This window comes from Prauserella sp. PE36 (assembly GCF_003311655.1).
GTDB classification, from domain to species: domain Bacteria; phylum Actinomycetota; class Actinomycetes; order Mycobacteriales; family Pseudonocardiaceae; genus Prauserella_A; species Prauserella_A endophytica.
Window position 1 is genome coordinate 168,898 of sequence record NZ_QEQT01000064.1, and the last position, 20,086, is coordinate 188,983.

Below are 20,086 nucleotides of genomic sequence, written 5' to 3' on the forward strand. Positions count from 1 at the left end.
GCTCAGGCGGGTCGGCCGGCCAGGTAGCCGCCGTCGACGGCGAGGTTCGCGCCGTGGACGTAGTCGGCCAGCGGCGAGCAGAGAAACAGCACCGCGTTCGCAATCTGCTCCGGGGTGGCCCACGCCTTCGCCGGGATCGTGGCGGCGATCTCTTCCTTAGTAGCGGAGTCGTAGATCGCCGTCATCTCAGTGTCGGTGAATCCAGGCAGTACGGAGTTGACATTGATGCCCTCGGCGGCATAGTCGAGCGCCATTTGCCTGGTCAGGTTGACCACCAGCCCCTTGGTCGCGCAGTACGCGGCAAATCCCGGATTGCCGACCTGTCCCGAAACAGAACCGACAATGACGACCTTCCCGCCTCGCCCGCTCGCCCGGATCTGACGGAGAGACTCGCGTGCCGAGAAGAACAGCCCATCGGCGTTGGTCGCCATGTGCCGCCGCCACAGCTCGTCGTCGGTATCCAACGTGGCCCCAGGGGCGAGCACACCGGCGCTGTGTACGGCGAGGTCGAGCCCCTCAGTACCGGCCAGCTCGGCGAACACCTCGGCAGTCTCCGCGCTGTCGGTGATGTTGAGCCGCCGGTGGGTGATGCGCTCGGCGGCCTCCGGCGAGCATCCCGGGTCCGGCGCAACCGCCCGCCTGGACAGCGTTACCACCCGCGCGCCGGCCTCGGCGAGCCGGCAGGCGGCCGCGCGGCCGATGCCCGAAGTCCCGCCGACGACGGCGGCGATCTTCCCGCGTAAATCGATCGTGATCAAGGTTCACGTCCCTGAGGCAACGGTGGCGAAGGTGCTGCGGTGAAAGACCAAAGGCCAGGCATGCAGTTGCTGCGCGATCGCGCTGATCTCAAGGACCGCGAGGCAGTGGTCTCCTGCGGGGACCTCGTCGGCCAGCTCCGCCTCGAACCATGCGGAAGCTCCCTCGAACAGCAATGCGCCCGAGTCGAGCCGGGTCACGGGACTGTCGGCAATCCGCGTGCGAGGCTCACCCGACGAGAGCCGGCGCGCAAGGCCCGCCTGGCCCTCGCTCAGGATCGAGCCGCCGATCCGTGGAGCTCGCTTCAGCAGTGGCCACGTGGACGACTCCTGGCGGATCGACACCACGAGAAGCGGAGGCTCGATCGACACCGTTGTGAACGAACAGATCGTCATCGCCGCAGACTCATTGTGCGACTCCGCGGCGAGGGCAAGCACCCCCGACGGCACCTGGCCGAAGAACGTCCGTACCTGCTTCCCGCCGAACGTGCCGGTGACAAGGTCCATGTATCACTCCGATTACCGAAAACCTGATCGCACTAGTGTGCTGCGGCCGGTCCACTGGCAGATCAGTGCAACTACGGACTCCGTTGCGGAGCGGCCCTGTAACCGCGAGTCGTGGCTTGGCTCGGGCCCCCTGGTCCGGCCTACACTGTCCGCACTCGCCATGCCCGCGGGAGCTGATGCGGCGCCGAAGGAGGATGTAGGTGCGCGGAAACCTACCTGCCGACATCACGACATTCGTGGGCCGTGGCGTCGAGGTACGCGAGATTCGGCGCCTCATGCGACAGTCCCGCATGGTGACCCTGGTCGGCGTCGGGGGCGTCGGGAAGACCCGCCTCGCCCGCGCCGTCGCCGCCGACCTTGGGCGGGCATTCGACGCCGGCGTGTGGTTGGTCGACCTGACGCCACTGACCAGTCCGGACCTGATCGAGAGCGCGATCCGCGACGTCCTGCCCGGGTCACCGAGCGCAGGAGCGCTATGGGAACAGATCGGCCGGCGCACCCTGCTGCTCGAACTCGACAACTGCGACCACCTCGCACACGCTGTGGGTCCGGTGATCACCGAGCTCCTGCTCCGGTGCCCCGGGATGCGCGCACTGATCACCAGCCGGTCGTCGCTCGGTGTCAGCGGTGAACAAGTCTACGAGGTGACCCCGCTCGGCCTGGACGCTCCCGCAGGCGACCTCTCTGAGGCGGCCACGTTGTTCCGCGACCGCGTCCGCGCACTGGACAGCAACACCGCGATCGACTTCGCTGCACCCGAGGTCAACGAACTCTGCCGCCGACTCGATGGTCTCCCGCTGGCCATTGAGCTCGCCGCGCTGCGAACCCGCGCCCTGTCGATTCCAGAGATCATCAACGGCCTGCAGGCGCGATTCGATCTCCTCGACAGCGGGCCCCGCGACCTTCCCCCGCATCACCAGAGCCTCCGAGCCCTTTTGGCGTGGAGCTGGGACCAATGCTCGCCGGAGGAACAGCGCCTCTGGTCGCGGCTCGCGGTTTTCAGTGGATCGGCGCCGCTCGACGCCGTGATCGCGGTCGCCGATCTGGACCGGCAGAAGGGTCTCCGCCTGGTCGAGTCCTTGGTGCAACGCTCGGTACTGCAGCACGTCCAGTTCGAGGGCGCTTCGCGGTACGTGATGCTCGATACCGTTCGCGAGTTCGGCGCGCTGATGCTGCAGGACGCAACCGAGGAGCTGCGCCTGCGCCACGCGACCTACTACCTCGCTTTGGCCGACCAGGCCGCTGCCGACTGGTTCGGTCCGGAACAGCACTCGATCAGCGCCCACATCAAGACCGAAATCGCGAACATCCGGACCGCTCTCGAAACCGCGCTCGCCGAGCACCGCCACTGCGAGCAAGCAGCGCGAACGGTCGCGGCGCTGTGGTTCTACTGGCTGGGCTGCGGCCACATCGAGGAAGGCACGTTGTGGTGCGACAAGACAGCTGCGGCGATGGACCGGTTCGGCATCCCGACACCGTCTCCGTTCCTGTGGGTCCTCGGGTGGCTCCAGCTCATCGCGGGTGACACCGGCACCGCACAACGAACCCTCGCCAGGTGCCTAGAGGCCGCCCAACGCGAGGGCGACACTCGCAACACCGCCTACGCCCAAGCTTTCCTGGGTGCACTGCACGGTTTCGCCGGAAACTACGCCGCCTTCGGTTCGTGCTACCACGAGGCGATCGGATCCGCCCGGACCGTTGGAGACGACCTCGCCACGGCCATGTTCCTGGTGCATCAAGCGGAGATCCGCAGTCTCATCGGCGAACACCAGATCGCTTTGCGCTTGTGTGAGCAGAGCGCAGAAATCTGCGAAGCGCACGGTGACCGCTGGTGCCTCTGCTACACGCTGTGGGTCCGAGCGCTGTGCCACTACGTCACCGGCCAAACCAAGGCCGCGCTGGAGCGCGCCTTGGACGCGGCCCGAATGGCGATGTCCGTCGACGATCACCTCGCCTCAGTCCTGGTGTCCGAGGTTGCCGCCTGGTCCATGGCTGACGAAGATCCGAAGCGCGCAGCGGTGTTGCTTGCCGCTACGGAACGGTACTGGACGATGTCAGGAAAGGTGCTCCTGGGATTCGACCGTCTCATCAGCCACCGGGACGCCTCGCTGGCTGTCCTGACGAAGAAGCTCACGTCCGAGCAGGCTGAGGAGGCGGCCGCGACCGGATCGCTCCTCGGGGACACTGGTGCGCGGGCAATACTCACCGCGGCGTTCGACGAGCTGGCTCCGTCACCGCAGCAAGGAGCAGCGCCCGTCGAGCCGAAGATCCTCAAGCAGCACAACAGTGTCCTCGAGCTACTCAGCGCCCGTGAGCGGGAAGTCGCGGTGCTGGTAAGTGAGGGAAAGACCAACCAGCAGATCGCCCGCGAGCTCATCCTCGGGCGCCGTACGATCGACACGCACGTGTCGAACATCCTGGCCAAGTGCGGGCTGCGGAGGCGGGCGGAGATCGCCGCCCTCGTGTCGTCGGCGCCGGGTTCGTTGAGCCGTCCTGAATAGGGCGGATCAGGATTCGAGGTGGACGCGAACGCAGTCTCCGGCCACCCAGCCACGCGACGCGGCGTATGCGATCATCCGGTCGAACTCGGTCCGCCATCTGTCCTCGTCGGGGCCGAGCGCACGCAAAGCGGCTACGTACAACCAGCAGTGATCGCCAGCGTAGGTTCCCGCGCCCGACTCGTCCAGGGCTGACGAGATCTCTTCCGGAGACAGGCTGCTGGTTGCGGAAAGGCGCCTGAGGTCGTCGGTGTCCTCCACCGTCAGGCTCTGTCCGATGATGACCTTCACCGCTGCCTCGTCTCCGTGGTCACGTGGACGACCGGGCGACGCCCGGCCCATGGCAGAGCTCGTTCGAGTTGCGCCGCTGTCCGGAGTACGATGTCCTCGCGATACAGGTCGGCGCTTAGTTGCACACCCAGTGGAAGCCCGTCGGCGGTCTGCGCGAGCGGCAGCGTGATGGCCGGTCCTCCGGTGACATTTGAGGTCGCGCAGGTGGGATAAGGCACGACGCACCGGCGCACCCACTCCGCGGCGGTGTACTGCGGATTATCCGCATCGAAGTCCCCGATCGCGGGAGCTGGACCGACCGACGTAGGTGTGACCCATAGATCCCATTGCGCGTGGAACGATCCGAACGATTGGCTCAGCGCGTTGTACTGGTCGAATGCGACAGCAAGGTCGACCGGGTTCAAGGCCTGGCCTACCTCGGCGCACGTCACCGTCGTGGCCTCAAAAAGATCCCGATCCGTCCCGGATTTCAGCAGCGGTACCACCGCTGCCGCGGTCCCGGCGCACCAGGTGGTCGTGAGCGCGGCCAAGAAGCCTTCCCAGTCGACCGCGGGACTTGCTTCCTCTACCACATGACCGAGGTCGGCGAGCGTACTCGCCGTCAGCTCGATGGCGTTGCGCACGTCGGGAGAGAGGGCCTGTCCGTCCCACCCGTGAGCTGCCACCGCGATGCGCAGTTGTCGCGGCGATCGGTCCGCTATCTCGTCTCGATACGGCTCGGCTGGAAGAGGTGCCCCGTACTTCTCGCCGGGAGCATTGCCCTGCACGAGATCGAGCAGGTACGCCGTGTCTCGCACTGTCCGCGTGACGGCGAACTCCACGACGTTGCCGTACATCAGTTCCTGCTGCCAGGGACCGAGCGGCACCCGACCCCGGCTTGGCTTCAACCCGACGAGACCCGTGTGCGCCGCCGGGATGCGGATCGATCCGGCTCCGTCGTTCGCATGCGCGACAGGCACGACCCCAGCGGCCACAAGGGCTGCCGAGCCACCGCTGGAACCGCCCGGGCTCCGCTGTGGGTCCCACGGGTTACGGGTCGGTCCCCGCCACTTCTGGTCGGCTGCGACACTAAGCCCGAATTCGGAGGACTTCGTCGTCCCGAGCAAACCCAACCCCGCCGCGCGGAACCGTCGCATCAGGGTGGAATCCGCCTCGGCAGGCGCCGCATCGGCCAGTGCTGCGCTCCCGCCGTGACCACAGACTCCGACAGCAGTGATCAGCAGATCCTTGATGACGAACGGAACACCGGCGAACTCCCCGCTCGAGTGCGCTGGTAGCTGCTCGAACGGCCCCTCGGTGAAAGCTGCGAGCCGGGATTCGACCGAAGCGGCCGCCACGAGCGCGGTCTGCCGCACTTCGGCCGCGGTGACCTCGCCGGACCGGACCAGACCGGCGAGGTCGAGCGCATCACGCGCGCTGTAGTCCTGCAGCGACAGCATCAGTACCCGGCCCCACTTCCCGAGGTACCCACTACGGAAGTCCAGATGTCGCGGTGCATCCGCCAGACGCCGTCGGCATCGAGCCGGTGGACGATGAGGTAGTTGCTGCGCTGCACGGTCTCTCCGGCGGCGTCGCGGAACGTGCCGGCCGCCCGCCCTTCCTCGAAGGCGAGCAGGTTGTCGCAGTAGAACTCTACGACCTCGACCTCCTGCCGAACGAAACCCGCGGCGAGCCAGCCGGAGAACGCCTGCTCGATCGCCAGCCTCCCCTGGACGACCTGACCGTCCGGCAGCAGGAGTGCCCCGTCCCCGGTGTAGAGCGACGCGAACAACACCGCGTCCTTCTGCTCGATGCTGCGTACGACCGCCGCATGGACCTCCGCCAGCTGCTCGCGCGAGTACGCCATCAGCCCACGCCCTCCTTGGCGGCCTTCTCGTAGCTGGCGGTCTGCCGCGGGTCACCCGGGAGCAGCCCGATCGGACCCGAGCGCACGACCCCGGTCGGGTTGGCGAAGTACGGGATGACGTAGCGGCCCAGGTGTTCGATGGTCTGCATGATCTCGTCGTGGGTGCCGCCGTCGATGCGCAGCACGATCTCGTCCGCACCGGCCTTCTCGTGGCGCTGGACCTGCTTAATGACGTACTCGGGGTCACCGACGAGGATGGTGGGCGTGTTGTCCCGCAGCCATTGCGGGTCCTCGACGTGCTCGCGCAACTCTTTGAACCGCACGAAACCGCCATACTGCTCCGGCGACCGCTCGGCGAGCTGCACGTACACGTCGTTGATGATCATCCGGGCGAACTTCAGCAGATCATTCTCGGCGAGCGCGAGCGCCTCGTCGTTCGTTTTTGCGCATCGGGCGGTCATCACGCTGGATGCTGCCGACTTGACCGCGTACGCACCGACCGGCGTGATCGCCGATTCGGCGACGTCGTTGTAGGCACGAAGGTACTTCTCGAGTGCCTCCCACCCGAGGTAGAGGTCGGACGTGATCATGCCCAGTCCGCGCCGGCGGGCGTCTGCGGCAGACTCCGCCGACTGGCAGATCTTGTACAGCGGCGGATGCGGCTCCTGTACGCCCTTCGGGGTCAGGCGCCGCTCCGGGATGGAGCCCCAATGCTTCCCTTCGTGGGTGAACGTGTCGTGGCTCAGGGCGTTCACGATGAGGTCCAGCGCTTCCTCGGAGCGGCCTTTCGTGTCGTCGAGCGAAACCCCAAACGCGTCGAGCTGCAGCAGGGTGTTGCCTCTGGCCGTCGCGAGCTCCATCCGGCCGTTGGAAAAGATATCCACTGTGGCCAGTTGTTCGGCAACGAGGATCGGGTGGACGACCGGGAGCAGGCGGCTCATGTGTCGCAGCCGGATGCGGCTGGTGTTGAGTGCCACCGCGGTGAAGAGGCACTCGACCGACGGGGTGACCGCGATGTCGTTGAAGAAGTGGTGCTCAGACGTTCCCCAACCGTGGAAACCCATCTCCTCGGCGAAGACGGCCTCCTCGATCATGTCGAAGTAGCGACGGTGGTGAGTGCTCCCCGGCTGGGTGCCGCACTCGGACAACATGACAAAACGCATGGTAGGCCAACTCTCTTTCCTCGAACCGGTCACCTGATGTGGTCGAGCATTCCCCTGCGCCGGGGCTGGCGGATCCGCAATGCTACCGAGACGGCTACGGACTCCCCGGGGCCGTCAGGTCGTCGCGCACCTGGCGACGTAGCACCTTTCCGTACGCGTTCTTGGGCAGCGAACCCACGAACTCGATCCGCTTCGGCTTCTTGAAGCTCGCGATGGTGTCCCGGCACCACACCATCAGCTCTTCCGCCCCGACAGTGGACGAAGTCACGACCGCGGCGACGACCGACTCACCCCACTTCTGGTCCGGCTCGCCGAATACGCACGCCTCTTTCACAGCCGGGTGCGCCAGCAGTGCCTCCTCGACTTCTCTTGGGTAGATGTTGCTGCCTCCTGAGATGATGACGTCGTTCTGCCGTGACAGCAGGTACAGACGGCCGTCCTCGAAGCGCCCGACATCCCCGGTGTGCAGCCAGCCGCCGCGCAGTGCTTCGGCGCTGGCTTCGCTGTTGTTCCAGTAGCCCTGCATGACCACGTCGCCGCGCACGCACACTTCACCTTCGGCGCCTTCCGGCACGGGTGATCCCGTTTCGTCCACCACACGGACTTCGACGTCGGTGCGGACGATTCCGGTCGACGACATCGCTTTCCCGTGGTGGTCTTGCGGGCGCAGGTAGGTGATCGTCATCGGTGCCTCGCCTTGGCCGTACAGCTGGACAAAGATCGAGCCGAAGCGATCGATGGCCTTCCGCGCGAGACTCGGATCGATCGGCGCGCCGCCGTAGACGATTCGGCGAAGTGTTGACGTGCGGTGCTCCGAGTCCGCTTCGACAAGCCGGTGGATCATGGTCGGCGCGAGGAATGCGATGACCGTGACTCGCTCTCGTTCTATCGTGTCGAGCACGGCCGTGGGTGTGAAGGAGGTACCCGCATGGACGTGGTTTTTTGCACCGCGCGCGATAGCCGGCAGGGCGTACAGCCCTGACCCGTGGGATAGAGGAGCCACGTGGAGGACGACATCTTCGGGCTGGAAGTCGCACATGTCGGCCAGGGCGTTCATCGTGCTCGCGCGCAGGTTCCGGTGCGAGAGCATCGCTCCCTTCGGGCGGCCGGTGGTGCCCGAAGTGTAGAAGAGCCACGCCAGGTCATCGGAATCCACCTCCGCGTCCGCGAAACCGGCCGAACACCCGCTCGCGACGATCTCGGCGAAGGAGCCCGGCCCGCCCCGGCCGACGATGATCCGCTCCGTGTGGGGCGATGAACCGAGTGCCGCCGCGACAACGCCGCTGGACTTCTCTGCGAACACGACCGCACGGGCGCCGGAGTTCTCGAGTATGAAGCCGAGTTCGGACGCGTGGAGCTTGGCGTTCACGGGAACGGCGACGAATCCACCCTTGAACAGGCCGAATAGGACCGGGAAATACTCGGCACGGTTCGGGGTGAACACAGCTATGCGGTCGCCGCGCCGGAGTCCCCGGCGGCGCAGGCCGTCGGCAAAGGCTGCAGCCTGTGCGTCGAGTTCGGCGTAGCTCAGCGCGGTGCCACCGCCGTCGACCGCGATCCGCGTGGGATGCGTCCGGGCGGCCTTGGTCAAGAAAGTCCCGATATTCATGTTGACACAGCTTTCCTACTCAGAGCAGTCGGCCGAGCACGAAGTCCAGCCGGTCGACGACGTCCGCTGCGTCTTTTGCGGTGAGGCACAGCGGAGGAACGAGCCGTAGCACATTGGCGTGCGCACCGGCTTTAGTGACGATGACTGAGTCGGCGATCTCGTCGGCGATCGCAGCCACGAGCTCGGTGGCCGGTTCCTTCGTGTCGCGGTCCTTCACCAGTTCCATGCCGATCATCAGACCGCGGCCGCGCACGTCGCCGATGACCTCGTACCGGTTCTGGAGTTCGATGAACATGTCCATCGCCTGCGCGCCGACGACCCTCGCGTTCTCCTGCAGGCCGCCGTGCTCCAGCGCGGCCATGACGCCGCGGCCCGCCGCGCAGCATGTGGGGTTCGACCCCATGGTGCTCATGAACGTCCTGCCGGTCATTGCTTCGGCAATGTCACGTCGCGCGATCACTGCCGACAGCGGGAACCCGTTTCCGATGCCCTTCGCCATCACCACCATGTCCGGGACGACGCCGTGCTCCACGAACCCGAAAAAGTGCGCGCCTGTGCGGCCGACTGCGGTCTGCACTTCGTCGGCGATCACGACGCCGCCAAGCTCGCGTGCTAGGGCGCTCGTCTGCCGAATGTACTCGGACGGCATCGGGATGACGCCGCCGTAGCCCTGAATGGGCTCGAAGATGTAGGCGGCGATTTCGCCGTTCGTGGACGCGGCGATGCTAGACCGGAACTCAGCCAGGTAGGGCTCGACGCCGGGACCGTGGATCCCGCGGTACTGGTCGGGGTTGGTGACGTGGACGATGCCGGATGCACTAGGGATCTTCTGATGGAAGCGGGCGATCGACGTCGTGGCGTTAGCCGTTGACCCCACTGCTCCGTGGTATGCCGATCGAAGGCCCACGATGGTGTGCCGCTGAGTGTAGTTGCGCGCCATCATGAGTGCGAGGTCGACTGCTTCGGTGCCACTGCTCATGAAGTGGACCACCCAGTCGCCGGGAGGCATCTTGGCCACCAGCGCTTTGGCGAGCGAGGCCGGCCCGGGGTGCATCCACATCGTGGAGCAGTGCTGCATGTCCTCCAGTTGCTCCCGCACGGCCGCCATCACGTAGGGGCTGCGGTAGCCGGCGCTGATGGCCTGGTTCATCGCGACGGTGTCGATGTAGCGGTTTCCGTCACTGTCGAAAAGATACTGCCCCGACCCGCTTTTGAAGAGGATGGGATTCGTCGTCGCCTGGAACGTCTTCAGCACCGGCGTGAGGTAGGTTTCTCGATCGGACAGCGCAGTGTCGTAGTCCCAATCGAGCGGTGGCAGTGTTTCCCGGAGTTCAGACTCGGAGAGAACCGATGCGTCGGGCAGCACGGGGGTGTCAGTCATCTGCTTCTCCTGAGGGTTCGGTGGCATGCGGGCGGATCGCGACGGCCTCGATCTCGATCTCCGCGCCGAGGGCGAGTTGCGGAACGCCGATCGTCGAACGGGTGGGATACGGGTCCTCGAAGAACTCGCGGTAAACCCCGTTGAAGTCGTCGTACCCGTTGAAGTCGGTAAGGTATACCCGGGTCTGCACCACGTCCGTCAAGGATGCGCCGCTGGAGGCTAGAAGCGTCGCGATGTTCTCGAGGCAGACCCGAGTCTGCGGCCCGATGCCGGGTACGACGGCGCCAGTGTCGTCGATGCCGATCTGCCCAGACGTGATGATGAGGTCGCCCGCCCGGATCACGGCACTTAGCGGTGCCTTGGCCAAAAATCCCCGCGGTCTCTGCACACTCCATTCTTCTCGCGAACGTGCGCGATCGATTCCCATTGTTTCCTCCATTCTGGTGACCACTAGCTGCACCGAGAGGGCGGGCAGGTCATGCTCGCGCGTGAAGTCCACGAGAGTCGGATGTTCCGCCAGCGACCCGTCTGCGGCGATCAACTCGCACAGGACGGCAACCGGAGCGACTCCGGCGAGCCGGCACAGGTCAACGGCTGCCTCGGGTGCCTGCGCCCGCCCCAGCACGCCGTCGCGGTGAGTCCTAACCGGCATGACATGGCCAGGACGGCTAAACGCGTCCGGGGTGGTAGCCGGCCCCGCGAGCAATCGCACGGTCCTCGCGCGATCGCGCGCCGAGATCCCGGTGCTGACGCCGTCACTGGCATCGACAGACACGGCGAACTCTGTTTCCGCGCGGTCTCGCCATCGCGGAACCATGGGGGGCAACTCCAGTCGGTCGGCTCGGTCGGACCGCATGGCTACCCGCAAGAACCCAGACGTGTGCCGCACAAAGAACGAGATTCGCCGCCAATCCGCGTGCTCGGCAGCCATGGTCAGGTAGCCGACGCCGTCGGCGACGAGGACGGCCATCCCACCGCTGGCGAGCGCGCGCACTGCGGCAGACAGGCCGTCCAGCGGCGGGCAGACCGAGTAGTTCACCATCGCAACCTTGTCCTCGCAAGCGGGTCGGAACCGGTGCTCATCACTCTGGCGGTCATCCGGCGGTGTCGGATCGGTCCAACTACCGACTCGGGTACGGACTCGCGGCCTACGCCAGATACTCGCCCGCCAGGTAGGCCTCAGCCAGGTCGCACGTGCCGACCGTGAATCCGGCTCCCAACCCGGCGGCCTCTGCCGCGTACTCATGGTGTGAGCCAACCCACCCCACGAGGAGGAGCCTGCGGAACATAACCAGCGTGGGAATCATCGCGATGTCCTCCGCCGACAGGGCCCGCCGGCTCGTGTAGCCGTCGAGCCACGCGGACTTCAACTCGGGAAGCCGCGGGTCGTCCTCGATGAAGCTCACAGAGGTGGCAAAGTCGTATAGGTACCACGAGTAGCCACAGTCGTCGAAGTCGATGACGTGGATTCGGTCGCCGTTGACCAGGAGGTTTGCCAGCCGCAGATCGTTGTGGGCGAGGCCGAACCGATCCCGTCCGGTGCCATACTCTGCGAGCCGCTCGCCAATCTCGGCGTCCAGCCTGGCGAGCAGGTCCCGCTCCGAAGGCCCGATACCGAGCCCTTCCTGCCAGCGGCCCCACATCGCCTTCGGCCCCAACGCCGTGTCGTAATCACAGGTGTATCGGTCGAAGGAGGCCGGCGGACGCCAGCTCGACCCATGGTCATGCACCTTCGCCGCGATGCTGCCGAGTACGCGAAAGCCCGGTACGAGATCACCCTCCGCGCTGGGTGCACGGCCGGACAGCCACTCGAACACCACGACGTACCGTTCCTGTCCTCGCTCGTCCGCGATAGTCACGACGCGAGCACCGTCCCGGGCGGCCAGTGGTCTCGGCGGCGCGACTGCTCCGTCCTCGTGAAGCGCATCCATCCAGCACAACTCCGACTCGATCGCCGCCTTGGAGTGATAGTCGGGCCGATGGATGCGGAGTGCGGCAGATCGCCCTGTCCTCCGGTCGTCCACGCGATAAGTCACGTTCTCGGAGACGTTGACCAGGGTGATAGTCGCCTTCTCCGAGAAGTCGTACTTCTCAAGCGCGGCCGTCGCCACCGCGTCCAGGTCAGTTCTCATGACGGCTGGTGTGGTGTAGCTGGCATCGTCTCGGCTCACTCCCGCTCATCGCGACAACATGTGCCACCCAAATCTGACCGGGGTTCCACTATCGGCGGCTCAGTCCAACTACCGACTCGGGTACTGATTCGAGGACGTGCGGAGTAGAACTGAACCCTGCCGCGTTCGATGGAGGTTGTAACAAGCCAGTTCTGGCACGCTTTCCGTGATCTGGCCCTTCGGGTTCACTCGGTGAGCAGGACGCTTTTGCGGAACAAGTCAGGGTTGGCGCGGCCGAACATCTGGCGTTTGAGCATCTTGAGGCGGTTCACGTGACCTTCGACGGTCCCGCAGGTCCGCACCCTGCCACTCACAAAGTCCTTCCGCTGGCGCACAGAAACTCAGCGAACCTGGCACTGAAATCCGTCGCGGCCAAGGTGTTGCTCTGCCTGCGGTCCGACCCACCAGCGGCCTCGGAGAACTCGACGTGGTCCTGGCACTTTGGTGGAAGCCACTGTGGGAACCGAACGGAGTCCTCCCCCTCGCTTTCCACGCCTTCAGAGGCGACACGAAGAGGTCGCCGCAACCCTGCTGCTCAGCCACGTCACCCGCAGCATCTTCGACAGCGACGCGGCATATCTCAACGACGCGCGCACCGCCCCCGCCATTGCCGACCGGGACGCCGTACGGCGGCTCGAACCAGACTTCCAGCAAGTCGTCGATACCTTGCGCCCGGGTAGCAAGCCCGCCATCAAGGACGCCTACCTACGGCGGGTCGAAGCCGTGCGCACGGTTTCGCCGTGCGAACTTCGCCGTCCACACTCGGCCCACACCGGTCGGCTGGCGCTGATCCAACAACGCCTCGCCCATCCAGGACGCCTCGTGCCCGATCTGACCACCCATCAGGCAGAAGGCGGCGAATGGGAAGCCGTCGGGTCCACTTGTCGGGTGCCGAGCAGGCCGCGCTCGGGGGTGGCCTCAGCAAAGACGTGGATACGGACCGCAAGCTCTACGTCGCCGGCACCCGCGCCCACCGGCGCACCGCCGAGGTGGTGGGCGAGACTTAACCGTACGCGTCTTAGGTCCCGTCGAATCGTGAGGATGGATTCCGCTGCCCTTGGAAGCAGTTAGTTGCACGGACGCGCTGCGATTCAGCGGATAATCACGGTGACCGCTGTTCGCGCGACGGCGACTGCGCCGAGGAAGGCATGCCGCGCGACAGCATGCGTCGATCGGAAGGCCCAGCGACCGCAGGTACGACCACTGGTCGTTGGCGCTCTCGTGTTACCGCAGCAAGGAGCCAGCAAGGAGGCGCTCCAAGCAGCATCGATAGGAACCGGATCGATCGGACCTCCATCGGTCTTCGTGAGTTTCGAATCAACGAGTTCCTTGGTCCCACCTTCCGCGAACAAGAAACATCAGACTTCGGTGTCGATGCGCATGTCGAACTCAAACATGACGGAAACCCCGCTGGTCGCCACTTCGGGCTGGAGCTAAAAAGGGGGTCACTGGGCGCAGCCTGGGAGATTCGCCGCTGAGAAGTTGGCAAGAACGGCGGGCCACAAACCCCAGCCACCTCGCCCGCCGAGCATCAAACACCAGCGTCCGCATCCTGACAGCAACACCGAGCGAGCTGTCCAAGTTCCTAATACAGCCCTGCCGCCATCGCAGGCCAGATTGAATTATCTCATCCCCAGCTACGGTTTTCGACCACACGGGCCTAAGCTTGGGTTTCATTGGCCTCAAACAAAGACCCCGGTTACGGACTCTGAACCGATGTTGCTAGCGCCCGTCGAGCGCCTTGCGCGCGATCTCACGAATATGCGTTTTTCGGATGTCCGATGCAATCCTTAATAACATGCCGTGCCTCGTTATTTCCTATGACTTAATAGGACATCGATCGCCTTGAAAGCGAGATCGTCGAACTCGTCCCAATCAGCTTGCCAAATAGAACGCTTCTGATTGAGGCGATTGAACTAGTGTCCCTTAGTTCGCGCAGAGTCAGCAGTATGTCGGCTGACTGAGCAGCCGCCTCCTTTTTTCAAAGCCTGCGTAAGAACTTGAGTGTATCGAACCGACGGGAATCCTGACGCAACTTCATTGTACGCTTGGAAATCCAGCCAGTTCTCGTTCCGCAACTCCTCGATTAGCCCGACCTCTATGCATTCTTCAACCGGGCCTTCCTGCGCAAGAAGATCATATCGATCATAGAGTGGTAGCCAACTCGTAACTATCTCGTGGACGCTTGCACAGCGCTTCCCCGCGTCGGTCATGGCATTTCCTCGACAGCGGAGCTGACGATCCGGCTATTGAACATCATAGAGGAGGCTTGCCGCCGGTGATCTCGAGCCCATCAGCCTCGTCGCGGTGATCGCCGTGGCCAGCACGATCGTCCACGTCAGCCCGTTCCACCGACGGCGCGGTGGCGGTGGCGAACACGACCGCCGTCGAACGCGGCAAGGTGCTCCGCAGCCTGCTCCGCTGGGCATCGTCGTCGTCATCACGGTACCCGCACTGCTCTGGAGCGTCGTGATCGTGCCGACGTCCTGAGACACGGCCTAGCTCTCGCCCTCGTTCGGTGCCATGCGTTCCAGCCAGTACCGCATGATGTCGTCCGTCCGCTTCTTGTCCTCACGGAGCACGTTCGTGACGGCGAGTCCCCGCAGCAGCACGACGAGCGAGTCGAACGCGACGCGAGTCTGGCGGGGGTCCTGATCGCCGAGCGCACGGCCGAAGATGTCGCGGAGCGCCTTGCCGAGGCGGCGCTCCGCGGGCACCAGTGCTGAACGGAGTTCGGCGTCGGTGCGCGAACTCATCCACAGTTCGAGCGCGGCAACGAACGGAGGGCCGGACATCGCGGTCTGGATGGCCGAGACCACCTGCGAGAACGCCTTCGGGCCGGGCTCGATGCCGTCCGTGGCGGCGTGGATCAGGTTCAAGCGGTCCTCGGCGATGAGGTGGATGGCCGCGACGAGAAGCTCGGCCTTGGACGCGAAGTGGTGCAGCAGCGCACCCCGGGACACTTCCGCGCGTTCCTGCACACGCTGAGTGGTGGTTCCGGCGTAGCCGTAGTCCACGAGGCAGGAGACAGCCGCCTCCAGCAGGCGCTGCCGGGTCTGTTCGCGTTGCTGACTGCGAGTACGTGGCGTCACGAGCTCGAGCCTACCGGCCGGGGTTCCGCCCGGTGATTTGACAGACCGTCCAGACGGACTGTTAAATCCGAGGCAGCTTCGAGCCAGGAGGTACTCAATGAGGAGAACCCGCCTTACCCGTGGGCTGGTCGCCGTCACCGCGTCGTGCGCACTGCTGGCCGCGACCTGCGCGGGAGCCCAGGCCGCCGAGAACTCGGAGGAACCGCTCGCCGCGATCCAGGCCGGCCTGTCGTCGCTCCCCCGACCATACAGCGAGTGGGACGTGACGCTGACGCCGAAAAGTGACGAACCCGGAGCCCTGCTGCTGTCCTACGACAGCCCGGCACTCGGTCTGCGGTCGGACAACACCATCTACCTGCCTGCTCGCTATCGCTCCAGCGGTGTGGCGTCTCCCGTTCTCTACTTCCTCCACGGCACGGTCGTGTCGCCGTTGGACAATCCACTGCTGACTCCGGTCACGGAGCAGGAATCCCTTCTGGGCATGGTCGGAGCCGGCGGAGGAAACACCCAGACCAAGTTACAGGGCTTCGCCGATCAGCGCGACCGGGCCGACTTCGTCGTGGTCTCGCCCGACACCAACAGCACGGACAGCTGGTGTGAGACCTGCCTGTGGATCGACGGCCAGCGGGACGTCCTGCCGAACCTTGCTCCGGTGACCGCCGAAACCGTTCCCGCGGAGACCGTTCTCCACCAGGAGGTCATTCCCCTGGTGCAAGAGGTACTCAACGTGAGGACCGACCGTGGCGGCCGGGGCATCAGCGGGTTCTCGATGGGCGCGGTGGGTGCGCTGATCCAAGCGTTCCGCCATCCGGACATGTTCGGCTACACCGCCGCCATCAGCGGTCCCTACGACTTCGTGGACGACACGTTCTGGCGCAACTGGGTCGACCTGGTCGGCTACACGCGCGATCAGGGATACGGGCTCTCGCTCACCGGCACGTTCCGGTGGCGGAACTTCAACCCGGCCGACCTGGTGGGCAACTTCGCCGGTTCGGGCAGTCCCCTGCTGATCAGCGCGGGCGACGTGTGCGCACCGCCGACCGACGACGCCGGGGCGGCCGACTGCGCCAGGTATCCGGCCGTGCGCAACCCGCTGGCGTCGTTGATCGAATCGCAGATGCGGCGTAACAACGACGCCAACATCGAGGCGATCTCCAACGCCGGCGTGCAGGCCAAGCAGGTCCGGTACTCGGGCATCCACGGCGCCTACAACCACCGGGTCTACGCCGATGTCATCGTCCCGGACGCCAACAATGCGTTCCGGACTGCGCCCGGCACGTCGGAGGCGTTTTCCTATCGCACGCAGGACACCGAGTTCGGCGTGTGGGGCTACGAGGTGACCACCGACCGGGACCGGCCGGCGTTCCTCGCTCTCGAGGGAGCACGCCACGACGCGGCCGCGTTCAGCGTCCGCGGTGGCGGATCCGTGACCGTCACGACGCCCGGCAGCTTCACGCCGGGTGAGCGCTACCGCGTCAGGTACTCGTCGACGAAGGGGGAGGTTCGCGAGGACGTCGTCGTCGCGGACCCGGGGGGCCGGCTCCGGATCGGCGTCGACCTTGACGAGGCCGCGTACGCGACCGCCGCGGACGCTCTCGCGCTGTTCGGGAAGGCTCCCGGATTCGCGTCGGTCCGCACAGCGCCCGCCTAGCCCGGGCCACGACAGGGAAGAACAGGCCGCGAAGCGGCGGAATCGAGGAGTGACATGGTGCAGGGTCGCGAGCAGACCGTCGAGTTCGAGGTGGTGGGACGGAAGGCGTACCTGACGCTGAACCGGCCCGAGCGGCTGAATGCGATCACACATGAGATGGCCCGCGAGATCAAGGCCGCCGTGGATCGTGCGAACGAGGACCCTGCCGTGCACGTAATCATCGTGCAGGGGGCCGGCCGCGCCTTCAGCGCCGGCTACGACCTTCATCGGTACGCCGAGGAGGGGGTGAGCGTCCAGCCGCCCGTGTGGGACCCGATCAAGGACTACCAGATGATGAAGAGCAATACCGACAACTTCTTCAGCCTCTGGCGGTCGCTGAAACCCACCATCGCGAAGGTGCGCGGCTACGCCGTGGCCGGGGGCAGTGACATCGCGCTCTCGTGCGACCTGGTCGTCATGGCCGAGGACGCACGCATCGGCTACATGCCGGCCAGGGTGTGGGGCTGCCCGACCACGGCGATGTGGGTGTACCGGCTGGGTGCCGAGAAGGCCAAGCGCATGCTGCTCACCGGCGACACGATCGACGGCCGGACCGCCGCTGAGTGGGGCCTGGTGGTGGACTCGGTCCCGGAGGGAGACCTCGACGGCACCGTCGAGAAACTGGCGGATCGGATCGCCGGCGTCCCCGTCAACCAGCTGGTGATGCAGAAGCTCATGGTGAACCAGGCCTACGACAACATGGGCCTGAACGGCACACAGATCCTCGCGACCCTGTTCGACGGCATCACCCGCCATTCGCCCGAAGGGCGGTGGTTCCACGAGTTCGCGGCGACCCACGGCTTCGACGAGGCCGTGAAGTGGCGAGACTCAGGACGATGGATCCCGGAGGGCGGCGGCACCGTTCCCGATCAGGCGGAACTGGAGAAGGAGAACTGACATGACCCTCGGGAAGCCCTCGTATTGGCCAGCGCAGACCGGCGAGGAGATTCTCGACCTGACGGCGGGTGACGTGCTCCGTGAGGCGGCTGGCACCGACCGCGAACGGCTCGCCCTCGTCACCGTCGCCCCGCAGGAGGAACCTCGCACCTGGACCTATCAGGAGCTCCTCGACGACGCCCGGCGGGCCGCGCACTGGTTGCTGGCCCGGTTCGAGCCCGGTGACCGGATCGTCGTGTGGGCGCCCAACGTGCCGGAGTGGGTGATCCTGCAGTACGGCGCGGCCCTGGCGGGCCTGGTACTCGTCACCGCCAATCCGGCGCTGCGGCCTGGCGAGCTCGAGTACGTGCTACGCCAGTCGGAGGCCGTGGGCATCGCGTACAGCGACGAGTTCCGGGGCACCGACATGGCCGCCATCGCGGAAGAGATCCGCGGCCGGGTCCCGGCCGTTCGGCACGTGATCAGATTCCGCGACTGGTACGAACAGTTGCGGGCCGTCGACGACGTGGAGCGAGTGTTGCCGCGCGTGGAGCCAGAGGCCGCGGCGCAGCTGCAGTACACCTCGGGCACCACGGGGTTCCCCAAGGGGGCGCTGCTGCATCACCGCGGTCTGATCACCAACGCACACTACGTTCACCGGCGCGCCCGGTTCCCCCGTCACGGGACCTGGCTCACCGCGCTTCCGTTGTTCCACACGGCCGGCTGCGGCATGTCGGTACTCGGCACAGCGGTCAGCCACGGAACCCTGGTGCTGTGCCGGCTGTTCGACCCCACGCTGGTTCTCGACGCACTGCAGCAGTGGAAGGCGGACCTCTACGCGGGCGTCCCCGCCATGTACGTGGGGCTGCTGAACCACCCGGGGTTCGACTCCTACGACCTGACGTCCGTCCAAGTCACGATGTCCGGTGGCGACGCGGTTCCGCCGGAGCTGGTCACCGAGGTCGAGCGACGCTTCGGGTCTCGCTTCTCGACGGTGTACGGGCAAACCGAGCTGAGCCCCATCGTCACCCAGACCAGCCCGGACGATCCTGATGAGGACCGACACGGCACCGTTGGCCGTCCCTTGTGGAACGTGGAGATCAAGATCGCCGATCCTGTCGACGGTCGCACGGTTCCCACCGGAGAGACCGGCGAGATCTGCGCCCGTGGCTATCAGTCGATGCTCGGCTACTTCCAGATGCCCGAAGAAACCTGGCAGACGATCGATGCCGAGAGCTGGGTGCACACCGGCGACCTCGGCTTCCTCGACGACCGCGGTTACCTGCGAGTCACCGGGCGAATCAAGGACATGATCATCCGCGGCGGCGAGAACATTTACCCGAGGGAGATCGAATCGGTGCTGGCGACCCATCCGGGACTCGCGGGCGGGATCGTCGTCGGTATCCCGGACGAGCAATGGGGTGAGGTCGTCGCCGCCGTCGTCCAACCGAAGGACGAGCAGGCAGTGCCGACCAGGGAGGAGTTGCACGCATTCGTCCGCGAGCACCTGGCGCCTGCCAAGACACCCAAGCACTGGTACGTCGCGACGAACCTACCCACCAACGCGATGGGCAAGCTGCAGAAGTTCCAGCTTCGCGACCAGATTCGCGACGGCAGGCTCACACCCCTTCCCTGATGCGAACGACCGGAGTGCGAGGAGCCACCGTGCCACGCCAAGAGCTACCGGGCCTTGATCTGGTCCGGCTGCGGGCCCATCTCGACGAGTGTTCACCCGGGCTGGTCCAGGGTCCGCTCACCGGCACGATGCTGGAGGGCGGCCGGTCCAATCTCACCTACGTCGTCACCGACGGCACCGGCCGGTGGGTGGTGCGCAGGCCGCCGCTGGGCCAGGTCATGCCGACCGCGCACGACATGACGCGAGAGCACCGTGTGCTCGGTGCCTTGCGAGGGACTGACGTTCCCGTCCCCGGGGTGTTCTCGCTGTGCCGCGACACCGACGTGATCGGCGCGCCGTTCTACGTCATGAAGTTCGTCGAAGGCCTGCCCTACCGGGCCGCGGCCGAACTCGCGGCACTCGGGCCGGAACGAACGACCAGCATCGTGAACGCGCTCGTCGACACGCTCGCGGTAGTGCACGACGTCGACCCCGAGACCGTCGGCCTGTCCGATTTCGGGCGTCCGGAAGGATTTCTCGAGCGCCAGCTGCGCCGCTGGAAGAAGCAGCTCGACGCCTCGCGAAGCCGCGA

The 20,086-nt window shown here is 65.8% G+C and carries 18 protein-coding genes; 7 read left to right on the forward strand and 11 right to left on the reverse strand.

The features are described 5' to 3' along the window. Positions 1-2: 2 nt before the first annotated feature. Positions 3-758, reverse strand: a complete 756-nt coding sequence (locus DI005_RS17910) for an SDR family NAD(P)-dependent oxidoreductase (protein ID WP_199542915.1) — start codon at positions 756-758, stop codon at positions 3-5. 3 nt (positions 759-761) lie between these two features. Beyond that, entirely contained in the window at positions 762-1,262 is a 501-nt protein-coding gene (locus DI005_RS17915; RefSeq protein WP_112273866.1) for a flavin reductase family protein, read from the reverse strand. 290 nt (positions 1,263-1,552) lie between these two features. Here DI005_RS17915 and DI005_RS17920 point away from each other — a divergent pair, with 290 nt between their 5' ends. Then, positions 1,553-3,763 carry a LuxR C-terminal-related transcriptional regulator gene (locus DI005_RS17920; RefSeq protein ID WP_158559830.1) on the forward strand — a complete coding sequence of 737 codons (2,211 nt, stop codon included), beginning with the start codon at positions 1,553-1,555 and terminating at the stop codon, positions 3,761-3,763. A 6-nt stretch (positions 3,764-3,769) separates the two neighbouring features. Here DI005_RS17920 and DI005_RS17925 read toward each other — a convergent pair whose 3' ends face one another. The 8 genes from DI005_RS17925 to DI005_RS17960 all read right to left on the reverse strand — a co-directional run bounded on the left by DI005_RS17925 (position 3,770) and on the right by DI005_RS17960 (position 12,182). Next, positions 3,770-4,051: a hypothetical protein gene (locus DI005_RS17925; RefSeq protein WP_112273869.1), complete on the reverse strand. Its 282-nt coding sequence runs from the start codon at positions 4,049-4,051 to the stop codon at positions 3,770-3,772. Then, positions 4,048-5,490 carry an amidase gene (locus DI005_RS17930; protein ID WP_113642887.1) on the reverse strand — a complete coding sequence of 481 codons (1,443 nt, stop codon included), beginning with the start codon at positions 5,488-5,490 and terminating at the stop codon, positions 4,048-4,050. Before DI005_RS17930 ends, DI005_RS17925 begins: the two co-directional genes overlap by 4 nt. Beyond that, positions 5,490-5,897, reverse strand: coding sequence for an SgcJ/EcaC family oxidoreductase (locus tag DI005_RS17935; protein WP_113642888.1), 408 nt, complete (start codon positions 5,895-5,897; stop codon positions 5,490-5,492). The genes DI005_RS17930 and DI005_RS17935 overlap by 1 nt, the downstream gene beginning before the upstream one ends. Next, positions 5,897-7,060 (reverse strand): LLM class flavin-dependent oxidoreductase, encoded by a 1,164-nt coding sequence (locus DI005_RS17940; protein WP_113642889.1) that lies wholly within the window; start codon positions 7,058-7,060, stop codon positions 5,897-5,899. The genes DI005_RS17935 and DI005_RS17940 overlap by 1 nt, the downstream gene beginning before the upstream one ends. Positions 7,061-7,154: 94 nt before the next feature. Further along, positions 7,155-8,651, reverse strand: a complete 1,497-nt coding sequence (locus DI005_RS17945) for an AMP-binding protein (protein ID WP_199542918.1) — start codon at positions 8,649-8,651, stop codon at positions 7,155-7,157. 37 nt (positions 8,652-8,688) lie between these two features. Beyond that, positions 8,689-10,050, reverse strand: a complete 1,362-nt coding sequence (locus DI005_RS17950; protein WP_158559831.1) for an aspartate aminotransferase family protein — start codon at positions 10,048-10,050, stop codon at positions 8,689-8,691. Continuing rightward, positions 10,043-11,092: a 3,4-dihydroxy-2-butanone-4-phosphate synthase gene (locus tag DI005_RS17955; RefSeq protein ID WP_199542921.1), complete on the reverse strand. Its 1,050-nt coding sequence runs from the start codon at positions 11,090-11,092 to the stop codon at positions 10,043-10,045. Before DI005_RS17955 ends, DI005_RS17950 begins: the two co-directional genes overlap by 8 nt. A 106-nt stretch (positions 11,093-11,198) precedes the next feature. Further along, entirely contained in the window at positions 11,199-12,182 is a 984-nt protein-coding gene (locus DI005_RS17960) for a phosphotransferase enzyme family protein (RefSeq protein WP_113642906.1), read from the reverse strand. 899 nt (positions 12,183-13,081) lie between these two features. Between DI005_RS17960 and DI005_RS38225 the strand changes: the two genes are divergently transcribed. Further along, positions 13,082-13,228 (forward strand): hypothetical protein, encoded by a 147-nt coding sequence (locus DI005_RS38225; protein WP_158559834.1) that lies wholly within the window; start codon positions 13,082-13,084, stop codon positions 13,226-13,228. Positions 13,229-14,528: 1,300 nt separating this feature from the next. Then, complete coding sequence (locus DI005_RS17970) at positions 14,529-14,711, forward strand: hypothetical protein (RefSeq protein WP_113642893.1); 183 nt, start codon at positions 14,529-14,531, stop codon at positions 14,709-14,711. A gap of 8 nt (positions 14,712-14,719) precedes the next feature. On the opposite strand, the gene DI005_RS17975 is transcribed toward DI005_RS17970, so the two are convergent. After that, entirely contained in the window at positions 14,720-15,313 is a 594-nt protein-coding gene (locus DI005_RS17975; protein WP_112273884.1) for a TetR/AcrR family transcriptional regulator, read from the reverse strand. Positions 15,314-15,410: 97 nt separating this feature from the next. Between DI005_RS17975 and DI005_RS17980 the strand changes: the two genes are divergently transcribed. The 4 genes from DI005_RS17980 to DI005_RS17995 all read left to right on the forward strand — a co-directional run. After that, a complete protein-coding gene (locus DI005_RS17980) occupies positions 15,411-16,964 on the forward strand; it encodes an alpha/beta hydrolase family protein (protein ID WP_113642894.1) in 1,554 nt (517 codons plus the stop codon). 54 nt (positions 16,965-17,018) lie between these two features. Continuing rightward, positions 17,019-17,900, forward strand: coding sequence for a crotonase/enoyl-CoA hydratase family protein (locus tag DI005_RS17985; protein ID WP_112273888.1), 882 nt, complete (start codon positions 17,019-17,021; stop codon positions 17,898-17,900). A gap of 1 nt (position 17,901) precedes the next feature. After that, complete coding sequence (locus DI005_RS17990; protein ID WP_113642895.1) at positions 17,902-19,515, forward strand: class I adenylate-forming enzyme family protein; 1,614 nt, start codon at positions 17,902-17,904, stop codon at positions 19,513-19,515. A gap of 29 nt (positions 19,516-19,544) precedes the next feature. Then, a partial coding sequence (locus tag DI005_RS17995; protein ID WP_199542924.1) for a phosphotransferase family protein occupies positions 19,545-20,086 on the forward strand: 542 nt, incomplete at its 3' end.